22 protein-coding genes are annotated in these 19,872 nt (G+C 68.2%); 9 read left to right on the top strand and 13 right to left on the bottom strand.

Translation table 11 applies throughout. The features are described from left to right. Positions 1–11: 11 nt before the first annotated feature. A complete protein-coding gene (locus ABIC66_RS02265; RefSeq protein WP_502910300.1) occupies positions 12–686 on the bottom strand; it encodes a Pr6Pr family membrane protein in 675 nt (224 codons plus the stop codon). Beyond that, complete coding sequence (locus tag ABIC66_RS02260; protein ID WP_354067760.1) at positions 653–1,009, bottom strand: MmcQ/YjbR family DNA-binding protein; 357 nt, start codon at positions 1,007–1,009, stop codon at positions 653–655. Before ABIC66_RS02260 ends, ABIC66_RS02265 begins: the two co-directional genes overlap by 34 nt. Positions 1,010–1,043: 34 nt before the next feature. On the opposite strand from ABIC66_RS02260, the gene ABIC66_RS02255 reads away from it, so the two are divergent. Beyond that, complete coding sequence (locus ABIC66_RS02255) at positions 1,044–1,928, top strand: NAD-dependent epimerase/dehydratase family protein (protein WP_354067759.1); 885 nt, start codon at positions 1,044–1,046, stop codon at positions 1,926–1,928. A 130-nt stretch (positions 1,929–2,058) separates the two neighbouring features. On the opposite strand, the gene ABIC66_RS02250 is transcribed toward ABIC66_RS02255, so the two are convergent. The 5 genes from ABIC66_RS02250 to ABIC66_RS02230 form a co-directional block, all read right to left on the bottom strand. Next, positions 2,059–2,598 (bottom strand): CxxCxxCC domain-containing protein, encoded by a 540-nt coding sequence (locus ABIC66_RS02250; protein WP_354067758.1) that lies wholly within the window; start codon positions 2,596–2,598, stop codon positions 2,059–2,061. Next, the gene (locus ABIC66_RS02245; RefSeq protein WP_354067756.1) at positions 2,598–3,032 is read right to left on the bottom strand and encodes a YkgJ family cysteine cluster protein; all 435 of its coding nucleotides are present in this window, start codon (positions 3,030–3,032) and stop codon (positions 2,598–2,600) included. The genes ABIC66_RS02250 and ABIC66_RS02245 overlap by 1 nt, the downstream gene beginning before the upstream one ends. Before the next feature lie 73 nt (positions 3,033–3,105). Then, a complete protein-coding gene (locus ABIC66_RS02240) occupies positions 3,106–3,459 on the bottom strand; it encodes a VOC family protein (protein WP_354067754.1) in 354 nt (117 codons plus the stop codon). Between the two features lie 44 nt (positions 3,460–3,503). Continuing rightward, positions 3,504–4,163: a class I SAM-dependent methyltransferase gene (locus tag ABIC66_RS02235; protein WP_354067752.1), complete on the bottom strand. Its 660-nt coding sequence runs from the start codon at positions 4,161–4,163 to the stop codon at positions 3,504–3,506. Between the two features lie 31 nt (positions 4,164–4,194). Next, complete coding sequence (locus ABIC66_RS02230) at positions 4,195–5,145, bottom strand: fatty acid desaturase family protein (RefSeq protein ID WP_354067750.1); 951 nt, start codon at positions 5,143–5,145, stop codon at positions 4,195–4,197. 69 nt (positions 5,146–5,214) lie between these two features. Between ABIC66_RS02230 and ABIC66_RS02225 the strand changes: the two genes are divergently transcribed. Next, positions 5,215–5,565, top strand: coding sequence for a lysozyme inhibitor LprI family protein (locus ABIC66_RS02225; RefSeq protein WP_354067748.1), 351 nt, complete (start codon positions 5,215–5,217; stop codon positions 5,563–5,565). Between the two features lie 121 nt (positions 5,566–5,686). Here the strand turns inward: ABIC66_RS02225 and ubiA are convergent, their stop codons facing one another. Then, complete coding sequence (gene ubiA, locus ABIC66_RS02220; protein ID WP_354067746.1) at positions 5,687–6,616, bottom strand: 4-hydroxybenzoate octaprenyltransferase; 930 nt, start codon at positions 6,614–6,616, stop codon at positions 5,687–5,689. Positions 6,617–6,769: 153 nt separating this feature from the next. Between ubiA and ABIC66_RS02215 the strand changes: the two genes are divergently transcribed. The 3 genes from ABIC66_RS02215 to ABIC66_RS02205 all read left to right on the top strand — a co-directional run bounded on the left by ABIC66_RS02215 (position 6,770) and on the right by ABIC66_RS02205 (position 9,287). Continuing rightward, a complete protein-coding gene (locus tag ABIC66_RS02215) occupies positions 6,770–7,015 on the top strand; it encodes a hypothetical protein (RefSeq protein ID WP_354067744.1) in 246 nt (81 codons plus the stop codon). Positions 7,016–7,180: 165 nt separating this feature from the next. Beyond that, positions 7,181–7,462 carry a DUF454 family protein gene (locus tag ABIC66_RS02210; protein ID WP_354067742.1) on the top strand — a complete coding sequence of 94 codons (282 nt, stop codon included), beginning with the start codon at positions 7,181–7,183 and terminating at the stop codon, positions 7,460–7,462. A gap of 31 nt (positions 7,463–7,493) precedes the next feature. Further along, the gene (locus ABIC66_RS02205) at positions 7,494–9,287 is read left to right on the top strand and encodes an ABC transporter ATP-binding protein (protein ID WP_354067740.1); all 1,794 of its coding nucleotides are present in this window, start codon (positions 7,494–7,496) and stop codon (positions 9,285–9,287) included. Here ABIC66_RS02205 and ABIC66_RS02200 read toward each other — a convergent pair. Beyond that, positions 9,284–11,077, bottom strand: a complete 1,794-nt coding sequence (locus ABIC66_RS02200) for a DUF4153 domain-containing protein (protein ID WP_354067738.1) — start codon at positions 11,075–11,077, stop codon at positions 9,284–9,286. The genes ABIC66_RS02205 and ABIC66_RS02200 overlap by 4 nt on opposite strands. A gap of 139 nt (positions 11,078–11,216) precedes the next feature. Between ABIC66_RS02200 and ABIC66_RS02195 the strand changes: the two genes are divergently transcribed. Continuing rightward, a complete protein-coding gene (locus tag ABIC66_RS02195; protein WP_354067737.1) occupies positions 11,217–11,600 on the top strand; it encodes an iron chaperone in 384 nt (127 codons plus the stop codon). Here the strand turns inward: ABIC66_RS02195 and ppk2 are convergent. Continuing rightward, positions 11,597–12,361: a polyphosphate kinase 2 gene (ppk2, locus tag ABIC66_RS02190; protein ID WP_354067735.1), complete on the bottom strand. Its 765-nt coding sequence runs from the start codon at positions 12,359–12,361 to the stop codon at positions 11,597–11,599. The genes ABIC66_RS02195 and ppk2 overlap by 4 nt on opposite strands. Before the next feature lie 46 nt (positions 12,362–12,407). Here ppk2 and ABIC66_RS02185 point away from each other — a divergent pair, with 46 nt between their 5' ends. Together ABIC66_RS02185 and ABIC66_RS02180 are read left to right on the top strand one after the other, a co-directional pair. Further along, on the top strand, positions 12,408–13,124 hold the full coding sequence (locus tag ABIC66_RS02185) for a 16S rRNA (uracil(1498)-N(3))-methyltransferase (RefSeq protein ID WP_354067733.1): 717 nt from the start codon (positions 12,408–12,410) through the stop codon (positions 13,122–13,124). A 151-nt stretch (positions 13,125–13,275) separates the two neighbouring features. Continuing rightward, a complete protein-coding gene (locus ABIC66_RS02180; RefSeq protein WP_354067730.1) occupies positions 13,276–14,637 on the top strand; it encodes a glutamate--cysteine ligase in 1,362 nt (453 codons plus the stop codon). A 27-nt stretch (positions 14,638–14,664) separates the two neighbouring features. On the opposite strand, the gene ABIC66_RS02175 is transcribed toward ABIC66_RS02180, so the two are convergent. Both ABIC66_RS02175 and ABIC66_RS02170 read right to left on the bottom strand, forming a co-directional pair. Beyond that, positions 14,665–14,817, bottom strand: coding sequence for a hypothetical protein (locus ABIC66_RS02175; protein ID WP_354067728.1), 153 nt, complete (start codon positions 14,815–14,817; stop codon positions 14,665–14,667). A gap of 84 nt (positions 14,818–14,901) precedes the next feature. After that, entirely contained in the window at positions 14,902–15,429 is a 528-nt protein-coding gene (locus tag ABIC66_RS02170; RefSeq protein WP_354067726.1) for a DUF427 domain-containing protein, read from the bottom strand. Between the two features lie 211 nt (positions 15,430–15,640). Here ABIC66_RS02170 and ABIC66_RS02160 point away from each other — a divergent pair, with 211 nt between their 5' ends. Continuing rightward, positions 15,641–17,545: a peptide MFS transporter gene (locus ABIC66_RS02160; RefSeq protein ID WP_354067725.1), complete on the top strand. Its 1,905-nt coding sequence runs from the start codon at positions 15,641–15,643 to the stop codon at positions 17,543–17,545. Positions 17,546–17,676: 131 nt separating this feature from the next. Here the strand turns inward: ABIC66_RS02160 and ABIC66_RS02155 are convergent, their stop codons facing one another. Continuing rightward, positions 17,677–19,734 (bottom strand): TonB-dependent receptor plug domain-containing protein, encoded by a 2,058-nt coding sequence (locus ABIC66_RS02155; protein WP_354067723.1) that lies wholly within the window; start codon positions 19,732–19,734, stop codon positions 17,677–17,679. Positions 19,735–19,872: the final 138 nt, after the last annotated feature.

Genomic DNA, 19,872 nt, shown 5'->3' with positions numbered 1-19,872 from the left:
GAGAAAGGCGGTCAGGCGGATATAGGCTCTGGTCTGGCCAGCGCCACCTTGGCCCGAACGCGCGAGAGGGCGATGAAGACCAAGGCGACCGCCGCGAAGGCCAGGCTCATCTCGATCATGGTCAGCACCACGGCGGGATAGCCGCGCTTGGTCACGTTCATGAACGGGTACGGATACCAGCCCGACAGCGCGCCGTGGACCAGGGTCCAGGCGCCGAACAGGGCCGGGAAGGCCATGGCCTTGATCGCCGCGATCCACCGCGCCTCGCCCTGGCCGCCGCGCAGAGCGACATCGACCAGGAAGGCCAGCGGCGTGATCGTGTGCAGGAGGGTGTCGGAAACCAGCCGCAGCCCCTTGGGATCCCACTGGCTGGCCAGCAGCAGATGGTACACGACGGCGGTGATGGTCAGGTAGGTGGCGATCGCCGCGCGCGGACCGCTTTGCTCGGCCCAGATCGCGAACCGGCTCGCGGGCGCGACCAGGGGCGCGGTCAGCGCCGCGGCGGCCAGCATGTTCGACAGGATCGTGAAGTAGCTGAAGAACTGGACCGACTTCACGGCGGCCGAGACCAGGGTCTCGTCATAGACCATCAGGCCATACTGCAGGGCCGGGCCCAGGCACGCTATGGCCGCGATCAGAATGCGCCAGGCTCTCACAGGGCCTCCGTCGGATGGGCGTCGTCCCAGGCCTTCAACACCTTTTTTGGCGCGGTCGCCCGCCAGTGCCGGGTGAGCAGCCGTTCGACCGTGCCAGGGTGGGCCTGGGCCAGGCGGACCAGCACGTACGGGTAGTTCTTGAAGTGATCGGTGAAATGGAAAGTCTCCGGCTCGGCTTCGAGCAGCATGTCGCGTTCGTCGAACGGCACGCCAGGGCAGACCAGGCTCTCGCCGTCCTCGAACAGGCGGGTCAGGAACTTGCCATGCGCCTTCAGGCAGGGCCGGCCATAGGCGGTCCCGTCCTCGACGCCGGGCAGTTTGAACGCGAAAGCGCGGACGTCCTCGTAGGTCATGGGAACCTCGCTGGAGCGGGACTATATGAGGGGAATGGATTCCGAGACCACCCTGAAGACGCCGGTCCTGGTGCTGGGCGCGACCAGCCTGATCGGCCGCCACCTGCTGGAGCGGCTGAAGGCCGAGGATCTCGACCCGTTCGCGATCAGCCGCCGCCCGCCCCAAGTTGGCGATGGAGGGGGCGAGGCGTGCTGGCTGGACGGCGACCTGAAGGATCCGCGCCTGGCGGAGCACCTGCCGGCCGTGGCCACGGTGTTCTCGCTGTCGCCGATCTGGCTGCTGCCGACCGCCCTGCCGGCCCTGAAGGCGCGCGGCATGGTCCGGCTGATCGCCTTCTCTTCGACCAGCCGCTTCACCAAGGTCGACTCTCCCGACGAGGGCGAGCGGTCGGTGGCGCTGGAGCTGGCGGGGGCCGAGAAGGCGGTCGAGACCTGGTGCGCCGAGCACGGCGTGGCCTGGACCATCCTGCGGCCGACCCTGATCTATGACGAGGGCCGCGACGGCAATGTCAGCCGCATCGCGCGGCTGGTGAAACGCTTCCACGTCATGCCGCTGTCGGGGACGGGCGAGGGCTTGCGCCAGCCGGTCCATGCGGCGGATCTGGCCGAGGGCGCTCTCGCGGCGGCCCACGCGCCGGCCACGCGCAACCGCGCCTACGATCTGGTGGGCGGCGAGACGGTGACCTATCGGGTGATGGTCGACCGGGTGTTCGAGGGCCTGGGCAAGCGGCCGCGCAGCCTGCCGATGCCGGTGTGGCTGTTCGCCCTGATCATGCGCTTGGCCAAGCCGTTCTATCCGGGCGCGACCACGGCCATGGGGACGCGGATGGGACAGGACCTGACGTTCGATTCAGGCGAGGCGGCTCGGGACTTCGGGTGGGCGCCGAGGGCTTTTCGGCCGAGATTTCAGCGCACTTAACTTCTGTCATCCCGGCCAAGCGCGCAGCGCGCCGAGCCGGGACCGCCGCGAGCCCTGAGTTTCTTGCGGTCCCGGCTCTCCCCCCGGCTTTCGCCGGAGTACGGCCGGGATGACACGCTGTTTTGGGCGTTCAGTCCGCGTCGGCCAGCACCATGGCGAACGGCGTCAACGCCCCGTCCTGTTCGACATAGCCGCTGACCAGCTTGCGGTCGGGCGGCAGGACGCCAAGGTCGATCTCTTCGGTCGGGAACACCACGATGCGGCGGTCGCCGAGGCAGACCACCAGCTCGTAGCCGTCCAGGGCCCGGCGCGACATCGCCTTGATGTACGAATAGTACGGCTCGCGGCGCCAGGCGGCCGGCTTGCCGGGGTCGACGACCACGTTCAGCCGCTTACCGTCGCGATCGGAATACATGACGAAGCCGGCCTTGTCGGGGCGCCACGCGTCGCCGAGCTTCTCGGACGTGATCCACAGGCACATGAAGCCCCGGCATGCGAAGGGTCGTTGTTCGTAGTTGCCGCAGCCGCCGCCCTTCTTGAAGTGCGAGCACCAGACGCCGTCGGCCTTGTCCAGGGCCTCGATCGCTAGAACCTTGCAGCACAGGCCGCACGCGCCGCAGGCCTTGCCGGGGGCGGGCATGGGCGGGAGGTCGAGCGCGGCCTGGCTCATCACGCGACGCCCCGTACCAAGCCCAGGTCGATGTCGCCATCGGGACGGACCTCGAAGGCGCGCTGGCCGACCAGCACGTTCAGCGTCAGGCCGTCGGCGGCGCCGCGCGCGGCCCAGGCGCGCAGGGTGGCGTGATAGGGCGCCTTGCGCCAGGCTTCGGGGCTGGCCGGATCGACCTCGACCACCATGCGGCGGCCCTGGTCCTCGCGGTGCAGGACGAAGCGCGCCCGGTCCGGCCGCCACGCGTCGCCGAGGCCTTCGCTCTTGAGCCAGTAGCAGGCGAAATCGGCGCAGGCCCAGGGGCGGTCGACATAGATCGTGCAGCCCGCGCCCTTGCGGAAATGACCACACCAGGCGTGGGGTGGCTTGGCCAGCGCCTCCACGCCCATCAGCTTGCAGCACATGCCGCAATCGCCGCAGCTCTTCTCGCCCATCAACCCCGCCCCGTCGGGACAATCGTCAGGAGGCGGACATTAGCCGGGGTGTGTGACGGTTTGATGGGGGCGCCTACGCGACCCCCGTCGCGCTCCACACGCCCAGTTCGTTGCCCGAGGGATCGGTGAAGTGGAAGCGCCGGCCGCCGGGGAAGCTGAAGATCGGGGCCGTGACCGTTCCGCCGGCCTTCGTCACCTTGTCCAGCATGGCTTCCAGGTCGTGGGCATAGAGAATGACCAGCGGCCGGTCGGTCGAGCCTTCCTGCGGCTTGGCGAAGCCGCCGTCGGCGCCTTGGCCCTCGAAGGCGACATAGTCGGGGCCGTAGTCGACGAAGCTCCAGCCGAAGGCGGCCGAGTAGAAGCTCTTGGTGGCCGGCAGGTCGCCGCCGGGCCACTCGATATAGTCGATCTTGCCGTCCTCACGCATGGCGCGCTCCTCGAGATATGTTCCGCAAATGTTCTAGTTTGCGGTCACGGCAGAGTCCAGACGCTGGTGCGCTTCACGGCGAAATCTTCCAGCTCGCGCGTGGTCTCGACCTGGTACTCGGCCAGTCTCACCAGGTCGTCCTTGCGGAAATAGGTGCGGCCCGGATCGCCGATCAGCACGGCCGCGCCCTTGGCCCGGCCCCGCCGCAGCCAGTCCATCACCGCCTCGGCCATCGGCTTCTCGTAGCAGATGTCGCCGGCCAGCAGCACGTCGGTCTCGGGCGGCGGCGTCTCCAGCAGATTCTTGTCTGTGAAGCCGACCGAGACCCCGTTGGCCTCGGCGTTCAGGCCCACGGCAGCCTCGCAGAAGACGTCGATGTCGGCCGCCAGCACGCTCCTCGCGCCGGCCTTCATCGCGGCGATGGCGACGATGCCCGAGCCGGTGGCGAAGTCGATGACCCGCTTGCCGGCGACGATCTCCGGATGGTCGAGGATGTAGCGCGCCAGGGCCTGGCCGCCCGCCCAGGCGAAGGCCCAGAACGGCGGCGGCAGGCCGATTTCCTCCAGGGCTTCCTCGGTCAGCTTCCAGATCGGGGTGATCTCGTCGGCCAGATACAGCGACAGCTCCGGCGCGTGCGGCGTGGCCTGCAGGCGGGTGTTGTCGCGAATGAAGGCGCGACGGCCTTCCAGGGTCTGGACGATCATCCGTGGCTTAGAGCACGGCGGGCTGGCCGCGTCAGGCGGGAACCGTCTCGGGCCGCGCGGACGCCGCCTTCAGCACGTCGACATAGCCTGGCGCGGTCAGCATGCCGGACGTCAGGCCCTTCCGTTCCAGCAGCCGGTGGGCCAGCGGCAGGTTCCAGCACGGGGTGTGCATGAACAGGTGGTGCTCGGCGTGGAAGTTGACGTGGTAGGGCGCGATCAGCGCGCGCTCGAGCCAGTTGGCGTTGGTGGTGCGGGCGTGGCGGAACGGGTCGGGTTCGTCCTTGGCCACCAGGGCGTGCTCGGCGATGTTGCGCAGGCGGGTGACCAGCGGGAACCAGGTGGCCATCGGCACGATCCACAGCGCCAGCCACGCCCACCACAGGCCCAGGGCCGACAGCACGACCAGGATGCCGAGGTTCCACAGCAGGAACGGCTTCTGCCGCGCGACCTCGCCGGCGAAGATCGCGCCCTTGGGCTGGTCCCCTTTCATCTTCCCGAGCAAGGGCCCGAACCGCTGCTTGAAGAAGGTCTGGCCAGTCAGGTCGCGGACGATCTTCCGTCCCAGCGAGGCGCGCGTGGTCGGGAAGGGCGCGGAGAGGACGAGGTCGGGGTCCTCGGCCTGCTGGGCGTATTTGTGATGGGTCAGGTGATAGGGACGGTACTTGGCCAGAGACGCGCCGGTCGGGGCGGCGCACAGCCACTCGCCCAGCCAGTCGTTGACCTTGAGGTTCGGGTGCAGCCCGCCGTGCGCCGCCTCGTGCATCAGGATGGCCAGGCCCAGCTGCCGCGCGCCGATCAGCATCACGGCGAGAACGTAGGTCAGCGGATTGGGGAAGACGACGAACAGCGCGCCGGCGGCCAGGATCACGGCCCAGGCGTGGGCGACCATGGCGATCCCGCGCCAGGACGAGCGCGCGGAAATCCGCGTCCATTCGTCGGGCGTGAACAGGTCCTGCGGTTTGACGCGGGGTGCGACGGCCATGGAACGATCATCGCACATTCAGCTTAGGCCTGACAGGATGACCCGACGTCACATTTCCCGGAGACCCGCATGCGCCGCCTGATTCCCGTCGTTGTTCTGACCGCTGTCTGCGCCGCTGGCGCAGCGCCCGCCGCCGCCGCCAGCTTCGACTGCCGCAAGGCGCGGACGGCCGACGAGAAGGCGATCTGCGCCGAGCGGTCCTTGAACGACAAGGATGTGCGGATGGACGTGCTGTACGGGATCAACAAGCACACCCTGGCCATGGGCGGGCGCGGCGCGCTGATGGACCGGCAGCAGCAATGGTTGCGCGATCGCCGCGCGTGCGGATCCAGCAAGGCTTGCCTGAACCGCGCCTACGACCAGCGGCTGGGCGAGCTGGAGAACGGCATGCAGCGGATCTACCAGCAGGGTCCGTTCTAGGCCTTGTAAACTGTCATCCCGGCCAAGCGCGAAGCGCGCCGAGCCGGGACCGCCGGAAGCGTCGAGCTTCTTGCGGTCCCGGCTCTCCGCTACGCTACGGCCGGGATGACAATTCTCATGCCTAAAACCGCACCCCTGGCTTCCAAAGGCCCGCCACCAGCCCCGCGAACACCAGCAGCCCGGCGATGGCGTTGGACTTGAACAGCTTCAGCGCGCCTGGGCCATCGTCGATCCGGACGGCGGCGGCCTGGCGCGACAGGTGCAGGGCGAACAGCGCGGCCAGCGGCAGGAACAACGGACCGATGTTCCCGACCCAGCCGGCGGTCATCACCAGCACGAACGAGGCCAGGTAGAAGCCGGCGACGCCGATCTGGACGCGGTCGCCCAGCCGCCGGGTCGAGGACTTGATCCCCGCCAGGGCGTCGTCCTCGATGTCCTGGATCGCGTAGATCGTGTCGTAGCCCAGGGTCCAGAAGATCCCCGAGGCGTAGAGCAGGGCGGCCGACCAGGACAGGTGGCCGACGGCGGCCGCGTAGCCCAGCAGCGCGCCCCAGTTGAAGGTCAGGCCCAGCCACGCCTGCGGCCACCAGGTGATCCGCTTCATGAACGGATAGGCCGCCACCAAGCCCAGTGACAGCACGCCCAGCAGGATCGCCACCCAGCCCAGGCACAGCAGGATCAGCAGGCTGACCAGGCTGCAGCCGACCAGGAACAGCCAGGCCTGCTTCACCGTGATCAGTCCGGCCGGGATCGGCCGCATGGCGGTGCGAGCGACTTGGGCGTCGAAGTCGCGGTCGACGATGTCGTTGAATGCGCAGCCGGCCGCCCGCATCAGGGCCGCGCCGACGAACACGGCCAGCAGCAGCAGCGGATTGGGCCAGCGGCCCTGCTCGGCCGCCGCCAGGGCGATGCCTTGCCAGCCGGGCAGCATCAGCAGCCAAATCCCCGCCGGCCGGTCGAAGCGTCCCAGCTTCAGCCAGGGGCGCAGCCCCTCGGGCGCGTGGCGGTCGACCCAGTTGGTGGCGACGGCGTCGGGCAGGATGGTGCTCATCGGCGAGGCTTAACCCGCAATCGGCGGCCGGGGGAAGACCGGCTTCACGGCGGCCATAGGCAAATCCAATCCTGCCGAGAGGAACGATCAATTGGATTTATAGAGCGGCGCCGGCGAAGGTCGGGTGCAAGAGATCAGACGCAGGAGCTTGTCATGACCACCGCCGCCATTCGCCTGTCCGGCTGGAGCCTGCTGCTGGCCGGCGTCGGGGCCGGGATCGTCCTGCCGCACCCGGTGACGACCGCCTTCTGGACCGCCGCCGCCAAACTGTTCGCGCGCAGCGGCGATCACGGCATGGTCGCGCGCCTGACCGCGGCGACCAAGTTCGGGCCGAAGATTCGGCGCGGCCTGGACCGCCGCCCGTCGCGGCGGATCGGCGGCGTGGCCGAGGCGTTCTAGGTTCCTTTTTTCCTTCCGCTCTTCCGGGCGAAAGCCAGGACCAAATTCATCGGAAGCGTCTGGTGTTGTAGCGCCTACGGGCTCGCCATATCAGGAACGTCTGCGGGCTCGATCTGGGCCCCGGCTGTCGCCGGGGAGATCGGAAATGGGAGGGGCCGTTACTGAATGACTCCTGAGCGCCGTCGCAAACCGCGTCGCCCGCTGACCCGCGCCGAACGCTGGGTCCTGGACGGGCTTGGCGGGGCGTTGCTGGCCACGGGGGCGGTGGGCATCGTCACGCCGGGCCTGCCAACCACGGTGTTCTGGATTGGCGCGGTGCTGTGCTTCCTGAAGACCCGCCCCCACGCCGTGCGCCCCATGCTGCGCGTGCCGGTCGTGGGTCCGGCGATCGTCTGGTTCCTGCGCTGGCGGCCGTTCGGCGGCGGACGGCGCAAGCGGCCGGGATGACGCCGGGGCGCTAAGGCACTATCTCCCCGCCATGACCGACGCTTTCGAGGACGAAGACGAGATCGGCGCCCGCAAGCGCGCGCTGTCCAACCGCCAGGTGCTGGGCTTCATCGCCCGGTTCTGGAAGCGGCGGCCGGTGCTGTTCGGCTGTGGCGTCGGCCTGACCCTGGTGGCGATCGCCTTCGACCTGGCCTTGCCCTACGCCTCGGGCCATCTCGTCGACACCGTGACCAGCAAGCCGCGCGGCGACGCCGGGGCCTGGTCGGCCCTGGCGATGTTCATCGGCGTCTATCTGGCCTTTTCGTTGATCCGCAACCTGGCCATGCGCTTCTGGATCCCGCTGGCGGCGCGGAACATGGAGGAGATGACCAACGAGGGCTTCGCCAAGGTCCAAGCCTTCTCGTCCGACTGGCACGCCGACAGCTTCGCCGGCGCGACCGTCCGCAAGCTGACCCGGGCCATGTGGGGCTATGACAGCGTGACCGACGCGGTGACGATCTGGCTGGGACCTGGGATCATCGTGCTGCTGGGCCTGTCGATCGCCATGCTGGTCCGCCAGCCGATGGCCGGGATCGTCTCCCTGGTCGTGGTCGCGGCCTATCTCAGCGTCAACCTGCTGGTCACCGAGCGCTATGTCCGCCCCAGCAACCTGCGTTCCAATGCGCTGGACTCGAAGATCGGCGGGGCGCTGGCCGACGCCGTGACGTCCAACCCCACCGTCAAGAGCTTCGGGGCCGAGGCGCGCGAGGCCGAGCGCCTGGCCGAGGTGACGGCCGCCTGGCGCGACGCGGTGATGATCACCTGGAACCGCTTCACCGACGTCTGGCTGGGCCAGAACCTGCTGCTGGTTCTGCTGCAAGCGGGCTTGACCGGCTCGATGGTCTGGGCCTGGGCGAAAGGGACCGCCACGCCGGGCGACGTCGCCTTCGCGATCACCGCCTTCATGCTGATGAGCGGCTATCTGCGGAACCTCGGCGAGAACATCCGCATGATGCAGAAGGGTCTGGACGACGCCGAGGACGTCGCGGCCTGGACGCGGCTGACGCCCCAGATCGCCGACGCCCCGGGCGCGCCCGACTTCCAGCCCGGGCCCGGCGCGATCGAGTTCAAGGACGTGACCTTCCGCTACAAGGCGGCCGGCGCGCCCCTGTACGACCGCTTCAGCCTGAAGATCGCCCCCGGCGAGCGGGTGGCGCTGGTCGGGCCGACGGGCTCGGGCAAGTCGACCTTCGTCAAGCTGATCCAGCGCCTGCACGACCTGCAGGACGGGGCGGTGCTGATCGACGGCCAGGACGTCTCGAAGGTCACCCAGGCCAGCTTGCGCCGCGCTATCGCGGTGGTGCCGCAGGATCCGGCCCTGTTCCACCGCTCGCTGCTGGAGAACATCGCTTACGGCAAGCCCGGGGCCACCCGCGACGAGGTCGAGGCCGCGGCGACCAAGGCCCGGGCCCACGACTTCATCCTGCGCCTGCCCAAGGGCTACGACACCCTGGTCGGCGAGCGCGGCGTCAAGCTGTCGGGCGGCGAGCGTCAGCGCGTGGCCATCGCCCGCGCATTCCTGGCCGACGCGCCGATCCTGGTGCTGGACGAGGCGACCTCGTCGCTGGACGTCGAGACCGAAGGCCAGGTTCAGGCCGCCGCCGAGGCGCTGATGGAGGGCCGGACAACGATCGTCATCGCCCACCGCCTGTCGACCGTGCGCGGCGCCGACCGGATCCTGGTGTTCCAGAAGGGCCGGGTCGTCGAGGAGGGCCGGCATGCCGAGCTGACGGCGAAGGGCGGGGTCTATGCCCGGCTCAACGCGATCAGCGCGGGGGTGGTCTAGCGAACGTCCTCGTGGATGACGCCCGATTTGTACCAGCCCATTCCATTCGCGAACGCACCGCTACAGCCATCGCCGGTGGGCGACAGGACGAGGCGCTGATCGCCGACTAGAACGTCGCGACGTGGCGTCGGCTCATCCATCTTCACGGTCCCGGCCTTCAGCGCCGCTTCGATATCGGCGCCGTTGCAGGACGAACTGGCCTGGGCCACGCGCCGCCAGCCGCGATCGGTGGATTTGAACACGTCGAAGCTGCCGCCGCTGGCCAGCAGAACTTCGTCCATGCCGTCGCCGTCGACATCCAGCACCAGGGCCGCGCACTGCATGCCAGCGAGGGTGCAGGTCGAGTCCGAATCGCCGTTCGCCCAGTCCTGGGCGCGGAAGGTCGCCGGCAGGGTCTTGCCCGCCGGATAGACCGGCATGTTGGCGAAGTTCGGCCCCTGCCGAGCGCGGGCGAAGGCTTTCTCCTTCAGGGCGATCGCCTCGCGGGCGCGCTTGGCGACGTCGACGTTCGTGCCGGCCTCGAGCCGATCCAGCGCGTCGCGGCCGTAGCGCCCGCTGTCGAAGCGCAGGAACTGGAAGTCGAACTTGTCGGCCGTGACCTTGCCGGTCTCCAGCCGTTTGACCTGGCTTCCCACCGACAACCTCGCCGGGTCGGCGATCGGGGTGAACAGGGCGATCAGCAGCAGCACCGACACGGCCGCCATGATCAGATTGGTCGGCTCCAGCGGCTTCATCCACGCGCCCGGCCGTACGGCGGCGATGGCGTAGCCGATGGTGAAGCCGATCGCGACGACCAGATAGGCGGTCGCCAGGACCCGGTCCGGCGTCAGGCCGTACTGGTCTACGCGCAGCCACAGGGCGTAGGCGGCCAGGATCACGATCGGGATCAGCAGCAAGCCGGCGGCGCGGGCGGCCAGGCGCGGGACCAGATGCGGTGGCTCTCCGCCGTCCTGATAGGCGGCGTTGACCAGGATGATCAGGGCGGCGGCGGCGGCCAGCAGCAGGGCCGTGGCGGCCTTGGTGCCCCACAGTGGCGCCAGGCCTGTGAAAGGCAGGGTGGCCAGGAAGCCGGCGGCGATCACCACCATCAGCGGCGACAGCCAGGCCAGCAGGGTCAGGCCGACCGTTCTCACGCCACGCACCAGCCCGGCCCGGGCCTCGGTCAGCTGCACGGCCATGTGGACGGCGGCGGCGAACATCAGGCCGGTGGCCGGGAAGGCGAAGGCGGTCTCGCCGATCAGCTTCTGGATCGCCTCGACCCCGATCAGCTTGAACAGCGCGCCGGCGAGGAACAGCAGCAGCCAGAAGGCGCCGGTGAAGGCCAGCGACAGGAACAGACGGATGGCGTTGGTGCAGGCCAGGTCGAAATAGTCGGCGTACGGCGCGACCGGACGCCGCGCGGCGTCGGCCGGCTGGATCAGGTGATGGGCGATGAACAGCAGCGCCGCCGTGGCGACGAAGAGCGGCGGCGACAAGGGGCCGGCCCCCAGGCGCTCGGGCGCGGCGCCGGTCCAGGCGGCGTGGACGGCCAGGATCGCCGCCAAGGCGGCCGCGATCAGGCTCCAGGCGATCAACGACGTCCGGCGCATCGCCGACAGGGCGGCCAGCGGGATCAGCGGGACCATCAGGGCGCAGACCAGCAGCGGCGCGTAGAGCATCGGCTGGGTCGCCGGCCAGGCCTTCGACTCGTCGGCCTTCTGCAGCAGGAACAGAACGATGCCCTGGATCAGGCCGATGGCCAGGCGGATCAGGGCTGAGGTGCGGGCGGCCCTGGCGGTCGTCGTGTCCATGTCCGGCGTCTCCCCAACGGACGCGCACAGCACCACGCCCGCGAGCGGTTGTGAAGCTGGATGCGGACGGTGTCGGCGTCGAGCCCTTCCGATCGTCCTTGTTTCGCGATCAGATGACCGCCCGCTGGAGACGATGACGATGATGAAGCCGCCCGCCGCCTCGATCGACGACTACCTGGCCAAGCTGCCGGCCGACCAGCGCGCGGCGCTGGAGACCTTGCGGGGCCAGATCCGCGCGCTGGTTCCGGAGGCGGAAGAGGCGATCAGCTATGGCCTGCCGACCTTCAAGTTCAGCGGTAACCTCGTCCACTTCGGGGCGGCGGCGAAGCATTGCGCCTTCTATCCGGGCGGGGTGGTCGACCGCTTCGCCGGTCGGCTGGCCGGGTTCGAGACCGCCAAGGGCACGATCCGGTTCCAGCCCGACGCGCCGTTGCCGCCGGACCTGATCCGCGACATCGTCCAATATCGGGTCGTCCAGAACCTGGAGATCGCCGCCGAACGCGCGGCGCGGAGAAAGCGCTAACGCGCCAGCCGCCCGTCCTCCAGGGCCGCCGGCTCGAACGAGAAGATGACGCTGGGGTCCGGCTTGGCGATCCCCTTGACCAGCTTCTTGTCGCCGGCCGCGTGCAGCAGCCAGCGGATGACGTTGAGCCGGGCGGCCTTCTTGTGGTCGGCGCGGACGCAGATCCACGGGGCGACGTCCGGCGAGGAGGTGCGCATCAGCATCTCGTCGCGGGCCTTGGTGTAGTCGTCCCACTTCTCCTCGGCGACCTTGTCGAGGTCGCTGGTCTTGAAGGCCTTAAGTGGGTCGTCGCGGCGCGCCTTCAGCCGCTGGGCCTGCTCCTCGCGGCTGATGTCCAGCCAGAACTTGACGAAGCGAAGGCCGTTCTCAACCAGCATCCGCTCGAACGCCGGCACGTCCTTCAGGAACTGCTCCTGCTGTTCCGGCGTCGAGAAGCCCATCACCCGTTCGACCCCGGCCCGGTTGTACCAGGAGCGATTGAAGATCACCGCCTCGCCGCAGGCCGGTAGATATTCCACATAGCGCTGGAAGTACCATTCGCTGCGCTCGCGCTCGTTCGGCTTGGGCAGGGCCACGACGGTGGTGGCGCGCTTGGACAGGTGCTCGGTGACCCGGGCGATCGCGCCGTCCTTGCCAGCGGAATCGCGGCCTTCGAAGATCACCAGGATCTTCCAGCTGTCCTTGATCGCCTTCTTCTGCATCTCGATCAGGGCGAGCTGGAGCTGGCGAAGCTCATTTTCGTAGTCGTCTGACTTGCTCATGCGCCGACCCTACCCCCGGAAACTGTTGTTGCGCTAGAAAGACGAAATGATCCGTCTCTTCGTTCCCAACGACCTCTCCGCCGGGGCCGGCGTCGTGCCGTCCGTCGACCAGTCGCGCTACCTGACCTCGGTTATGCGCCAGTCGGTCGGCGACGCGGTTCTGCTGTTCAATGGCCGCGACGGCGAGTGGCGGGCCAACATCGTCGAGTCGACCAAGCGCGGCTGCCTGCTGAAGGCCGAGGAGCAGACCCGGCCGATGGCCTACGGGCCGGACCTCGACCTGATCGTCGCCATGGTCAAGCGCGGCCGGGTCGAGACCATCGTCGAGAAGGCCGCCGAACTGGGCGCGCGTAGGGTGCGGCTAGCAGTGACCAGACGAACGAATGTCGACTTCGTCAAGCTGGGGCGCCTGGACGCCATCGCCATGGAGGCCGCCGAGCAGACCGGCCGGCTGGACGTCCCGGAGATCGCCGATCCGGAGAAGCTGGACAAGATCCTCGATGCCTGGGACCCGGCCCGGCTCCTGGTGTTCTGCGACGAGGGCGGCGACGCCCGTCCGGCGATCGAGGCGCTGGCCGGAACCGGCGCGCCGGCCGCCATCCTGATCGGCCCCGAGGGCGGCTTCGCCCCCGAGGAACGCGAACGGCTGCGCGGGCTTTCCTTCGTCACGCCGGTGTCGCTGGGACCCCGCATCCTGCGCGCCGACACCGCCGCCATATCGGCGATGACGCTCTGGCAAGCCGCCGCGGGCGACTGGCGCTAAAAATATATGGCGAAGGTCGCCCCTTGAGGTTCGCAAAGAAAACGCCCAACTGGGAAAACGCCCAACCGGGCGAGACCGAGTTTAGCCGTCGGCGGAGAGAATGGGCCCTCTCCACCCTCAGCATCGCAACCCCTGGGGAGGGACGGCTTGCATGGCCGATACCGCTAGCGTCCAAGAGCGTCCGCTGACGCTCGCCGATCTGACCGACTATTTCGCCCAGGGCTCAAAGCCCAAGGAGCGCTTCCGCGTGGGCGCCGAGCACGAGAAGTTCGGCTTCTATCTCGGTTCGCATGCGCCCGTGCCGTACGAAGGCGGCAAGGGCGTCCATGCCCTGCTGACCGGCCTGCAGCGCTTTGGCTGGAAGCCGGTCATGGAAGGGCCGACCATCATTGGCCTTGAGCGCAACGGGGCCAATGTCAGCCTCGAGCCGGGCGGCCAGTTCGAGCTTTCCGGCGCGCCGCTGGCGACCATGCACGACATCTGCGACGAGACCGGCCAGCACCTGGACGAGGTCAAGACCGTCGCCGACGAGCTGGGCCTGGGCTTCCTGGGACTGGGCTTCTCGCCGCTATGGACGCGCGGCGAAGTGCCGATCATGCCCAAGGGGCGCTACGTGATCATGCGCAACTACATGCCCAAGGTCGGCAATCTCGGCCTCGACATGATGCTGCGCACCTGCACGGTGCAGGCCAATCTCGACTTCTCCAGCGAAGCCGACATGGTCGCCAAGTTCCGCATGAGCCTGGCCCTGCAGCCGATCGCCACGGCGCTCTTCGCCAACTCTCCGTTCACGGAAGGCAAGCCCAACGGCTTCCTGTCGGCCCGCGCCAACGTCTGGACCGATACCGACCCGAACCGCACCGGCCTGCTCGACTTCGTGTTCGAGGACGGCTTCGACTTCGAGCGTTACGCCCGCTACGCGCTGGACGTGCCGATGTACTTCGTCAAGCGCGGCGACAAGTACATAGATGTCGCCGGCCGCAGCTTCCGCGACTTCATCGAGGGCAAGCTGCCCGAACTGCCGGGCGAGATCGCCACGATGAAGGACTGGGCCGACCACACCACGACCGCCTTCCCGGAAGTTCGCCTGAAGACCTATCTGGAAATGCGCGGCGCCGACGCCGGCCCGTGGAGCCGCCTCTGCGCCCTGCCGGCGCTGTGGACGGGCGTGTTCTACGACGACGCGGCCCTGGCCGCCGCCTGGGACCTCTGTAAGGGCTGGACGATCGAGGACCGTGAAGGCCTGCGCCGCGACGTGCCGAAGCTGGCCCTGAAGGCCAAGGTCGCCGGCCGCACCGTCCAGGACGTGGCCAAGGACTTCGTGGCCATCGCCCGCTCGGGCCTGAAGAACCGCGCCCAGCTGAACGGCGGATTCCTGGACGAGACGATCTATCTGGGCGAACTGGAGCAGATCGCCGACAGCGGGATCACCCCCGCCGAGCGCCTGCTGTCGCTCTACGAGGGCGAGTGGAAGGGCGACATCGGCCGCGTCTTCACCGACTGCGCCTACTAGACGACGCGATCGACGGACGGGCGGTCTCTAGAAGATCGCCCGCGCCGCCGCGATGATTCCGACCCACAGGCTCAAGGTCATCGCCAAAGCGAACAGCCGACCCCAGGCGAAACGGCGCTGGGGCAGGGTGGTGGTCGTCGCGTGAACAGCAGACGTCCGGGAATACGAGACGTAGGCCATGGTTTCCTCCGCGCCCCTCTGGTGGGAGCTCGACCTTATGGTCACGCTCCCAGCGGTTAACGCGGGCTTAAGCCCGGCTTGACCCTATAGCGACCCAACGCCGCGGTAGGGGGTGTCGATGTCGCGCTCGACCTGATCGGGGTCGGGCATGTCGACATTGGACGGCCACCGCTCGGCCTGGCTGCTGCCCGAACCGCTGTCGGTGTGGCGCACCACCTCATCGACGTTCAACGCTTCTGTCTCCGCCGCCGTCAGGTCGCCGAGCTGGAATTCGACGTGCTCGGGATAGAAGGCGACGCGATTGCCGATCTGGCCGACGGCCGGGAACGGGTCCTCGTAGGACCACACAGCGTTCTCGATCACCTGGGCGTCGCGATAGATGGTGAAGTAGCTGGCGTCGCCCTTGTAGGGGCAGTGGGTGACCTTGTCGGTCCGGCGCAGGAACACCATCCGCACGTCGTCGCGCGGAAAGTAATAGACCGGTGGATAGTTGGCTTCCTTCAGCACCAGCACGTCGTCGCTGTCGGCGATCTCGTGACCCTCGAACAGGACCCGCACCGTGCTGGGCGCGCGCGTGATGGTGATCGGATGGCTCTCGTCGGGGATCTTCATGGGGGGCTCCCGCTGGAAAGGGTTCGCCGTGCAAACGCGCGAGGCGGCGGCAAAGCTTCAAACCAAAGATTGGGACACCCGGGCCGCCCGGCAAGGCGTTGCTTGTGAAACGCAGGCCCGCGTGATCTTCTCCCCGCCAATTGGGGCCGGCGAGGACGATTTGACCAAGGGGGGTCGGGTTCTCGCCACTCGTCACGTTCAAGGCTAGCGTATGAATATCGTTATCGCCGCGGGCATTCTGGTCACGCTGGTGACCGGCATTCCCGTCGTCATCCAGCTGCTGAAAGGCCATCCGCGCGGCCTGATCATCTGCTTCCTGGCCGAGATGTGGGAGCGCTTCTCCTACTACGGCATGCGGGGCCTGCTGATCTTCTACCTGACGCAGCACTTCCTGTTCGACCCGAAGGTCGCCAGCGGCCACTACGGCTCCTACACCTCGCTGGTCTATATCGTGCCGCTGCTGGGCGGCTTCCTGGCCGACCGCTATCTGGGCACCCGCAAGGCCGTCGCGTTCGGGGCGATCCTGCTGGTCGCCGGCCACCTGACCATGGCGATCGAGGGCAAGCCCGCCGTCCAGACCCTGACCTATGGCGGCCAGGTCTACGAGTTCCAGGCCGAGGGCCGGGGCGACGAACGCGTGGCCAAGATGATCGTGGCCGGCAAGCCCTACGCGGTCACCGCGACCGAGACGGGCGACTTCGCGATCAAGGGCCTGCCCGCCGACGCCGCCGTTCCCGCCGTCCTGGCCAAGGGCCAGTACAGGTTGGACGTGAAGGACCGCGACCCGCTGTACCTGAACATCTTCTGGCTGGCCCTGTCGCTGATCATCGTGGGCGTCGGCTTCATGAAGGCCAATGTCGCCACCCTGGTCGGCCAGCTCTATCCGCAGGGCGATCCGCGCCGCGACCCGGGCTTCACCCTCTACTACTACGGCATCAACCTCGGCTCGTTCTGGGCCGCGATCCTGTGCGGCGTGCTGGGGGTGAATGTCGGCTGGTGGGCCGGCTTCGGCGCGGCCGGCCTGGGGATGCTGGTCGGCTTCCTGATCTTCGTGCTGGGCAAGCCCTGGCTGCTGGGCCGCGGCGAGCCACCGGCGGGCGCCAAGCTGAAGGAAAAGGTCGCCGGTCCGATCTCCCGCGAGATCGTGATCTACGGCGTCTCGATGGCGGCCGTGGTGGTGGTGTTCCTGCTGGTGCAGCACACGCCGGTGGTCAGCGCGACCCTGCTGGCCGGGATGTTCGGCTCGCTGGGCTACATCCTCTGGTTCGCCTTCGCCAAGTGCGAGAAGGTCGAGCGCGAGCGCCTGTTGCTGGCCACGGTGCTGGTGTTGGGCGCGGTGGTGTTCTGGACCCTGTTCGAGCAGGCCGGCTCGTCGCTGAACCTGTTCGCGGCCACCAACGTCAATCTGAAGCTGCTGTCCAAGCCGGTCGAATGGTTCGGCGGCGCGGTGGTGCTGGGCGCGCCCGAGCAGCTGGCCGCCGCTGGGATCTCCACGACCGGCAAGCTGTGGGTCAACACGGCCTTCAACGCCGCCCAGACCCAGGCGATCAACGCCGGCTGGATCCTGATCTTCGCCCCCGTCTTCGCCGCCCTGTGGACGGTGCTGACGGCGCGCAAGATCAACCCCAATCCGATCGTCAAGTTCGGCCTGTCGCTGGTCCAGGTCGGGGCGGGCTTCCTGATCCTGCTGATCGGGGCCCGGTTCGCCGACGGCGCCTTCAAGATGCCGCTGATCTTCCTGGTGCTGATGTACATGCTGCACACCAGCGGCGAGATGTTTATGTCGCCGGTCGGTCTGTCGCAGATGACCAAGCTGTCGCCGCTGTCGATCGTCTCGTTCGTGATGGCCGTCTGGTACATGGCTCTGGCCATGGCCAACCTGTTCGGCGGCTGGATCGCCGCCATCGCCTCGACCGAGACCATCGGCGGCCAGGTGCTGGACCCCGCCGCCGCCATGACCCAGTCGCTGCTGGTGTTCAAGGTGATCGGCCTGGCGGCCATCGGGATCGGCGTGCTGTTCCTGGTGCTAGCGCCGTTCCTCAAGAAGTGGTCGCACGGCTCGGACGACACCACCGTCGCGCCGATCGGCGACCCATCGGTCTCCAGCCAGGCCTAGCGCCCGGCTAGAGGAACGAAGGGCCCCAGCGACGAACTGGGGCCCTTCTCCAAGGCGTGGAGGGGCCACGCCTCACCTCAGGTGGGAACGGCCTTCGCGGTGGCTCAAACCGCGGAGGCCGCTTTCCGCTCCTACCCGAAGCTCTTTCGCACCTTGAGGAACAGGTACGGTTCGAACGGCGTCTCGCGCGTCTCGACCTGGGTGACGATTCCGGACGCGCGGTTGCCCGCGTACAGGACGCGTGTGCGAGTCTTGTGACGTCCGGTCAGGTTGGCCATCTCGGTGCGGATGGTCAGGTCCCGGCGCGGACGCCATTCGAAGAATCCCTGCAGAAACGGCTCGTAGGCGAACGTGCGCACCTCGCCGATGCGGTAGTAGCGCTGCTCGTTCTGGCAGGACGTGCTGGCGCCCCAGCTCCACTTGCCGCCGGGCATGTCACGGGTGAAGCTCACATTGCAGGTGAACGGCGTCTGGCCCGAGATGCGGCGCTTGACGTGGGTGGTGGGATCGGTGACCTCGCTTTCGGCCCACGACAGGCGCGCCTTCAGCTGACCGCCGCTGATCGAAAGCTTGTCGGTCGGCACGGTCACATTGACCTGGTAGAGGTCGTTGACGCCGTCGCCGATATTGCCGGGCGCCTCGAAGACCGACTTGATCGGAATGAGGTCGACGACGTCCTGGATCTCGGCGTGGCGCCAGCTGACGACGACCGCGCCGCCACCCCAGAAACGCTTCTCCCACGCGGTCTCGATCACCCACCGGCGCTCGGGCACCAGGTCCGGATTGCCGGCGTCGACCGTGCCGGTCTCGGTGCCGGCCGACGAGACGAAGTCGCCGAAGTCCAACTGGCCGACCTCGCGCTCGACCCGCACGCGCAGCTGATCGGTCGTGGTCGGCGACCAGGTCGCTAGCACGCGGGGCTTGGGATAGAAGAACGACTTCGACAGGTCGCTGTCGCCGCTCTGGCTGATGCGCGAGACTTCCATGCGGGCCCCGGCCTCGACGTTCAGCTTCGGGCTGGCCCGCCAGATCGCCTTGCCCGACAGTTCGCCGCGCAGTTCCTCGACCTTGACCTGGGCCGCCGGCAGGGGAAGCGAGACGCTGTTCTCGAAATAGGTCGTGTCGCCGTCCAGGACATTATAGGCGCCCTCGAGGCCGGCCTCGAACGACAGGTTGTCCGAGCGCCGGTGCTTCAGCTCCGAGCGCAGGATCGTCTCGCCGGTATCGGTGCGGGACTTGTAGTCGACCGACAGGGTGGGGACGTCGAAGGTCGAGCCGTAGATCTCGCGGCCCAGGTTCTGCAGCGCCACCAGCTGCAGGTCGGTGCGGTCGGAGAGCTTGCGATCGTAGCGGGCGCCGAACTCGCCAGTCCAGTTGTGCAGCTTCTCGCCGGTAACCTCGCGAGCCGGGGCCGGGAAGACCCGAGTGGCGGTCACGTCCCGGTCGTAGCCGAAATATTCCAGCTTGGCGTTGACCTTGGTCTTGCCGCCCAGGATCGGCTGCTCCGCCGCGCCGCGCAGGACGTAGTTGTAGATGGTGTCATAGGCCTTCAGGGCGTCCTTCGAAGTCGGGACGCCCGCGCCGTTGGCGCGCAGGCGCACGCCGCCGTCGTAGGTGTTGTCCGTGCGGTCGATGGTGGCTTTCAGCGAGCCTTCCAGGGCGGTGTCGCCCTCGCGACGCGAGCCTTCCAGCTCCAGGATCGGACCGAAGAAGCCGTCCGGATAATAGTAGGTCTGGAGGTTGACGACCTTCTGCACCTGGACCGTGCGCTTGAGCACGATGTTGGCCATGACCGTGCGGCCCTGCATGTCGATGCCCGGCGCGCCGCCGCGGATCAGGTCGACCCGCTCGACGGTCGGGGCCGCGATCCGGCGCAGCATGTCCTCCAGCGACTCGTTCTTGGTCGTCGGGCGCTCGCCGTTGATCAGCACATTGCCGGAGGTGCCGGCGTAGCCGCGGGCGCTGTCGCCCTGCTCCAGCGTGAAGCCAGGCAGCCGAGTGATCATGTCCAGCGCGGTGCTGGGCTGGGCGGCGGCGAAGAATTCGGGCGGGTAGGGAATGACACCGCGCTGGGCGGGGTCGACGTCCTGGGCGGCCGCGGCCGCCGCGGCGCCAGCCGTGCCGACGGCCTGATCGTCGTCCAGAGGCGCGGCGCCGGCGAGGGCGATCAATAACGCGGTCGCGAACATCGTCGGGGTCCCCCTGCGGCCCCTTCCCGGGGAGCGCTTTTTGATGGGGGCAACGTGGCGGCGGGGCGTCGCCGATGAAAGTTACAAGCGTGAAATGTGGATTAAACCTTGGAAAGGTTGTCATTGATCATCGGCATG

This window comes from Caulobacter sp. 1776 (genome assembly GCF_040545685.1).
Lineage (GTDB): Bacteria > Pseudomonadota > Alphaproteobacteria > Caulobacterales > Caulobacteraceae > Caulobacter.
The sequence above is the reverse complement of the archived record's forward strand: the minus strand, read 5'-3'. Positions and strand labels throughout refer to the sequence as shown.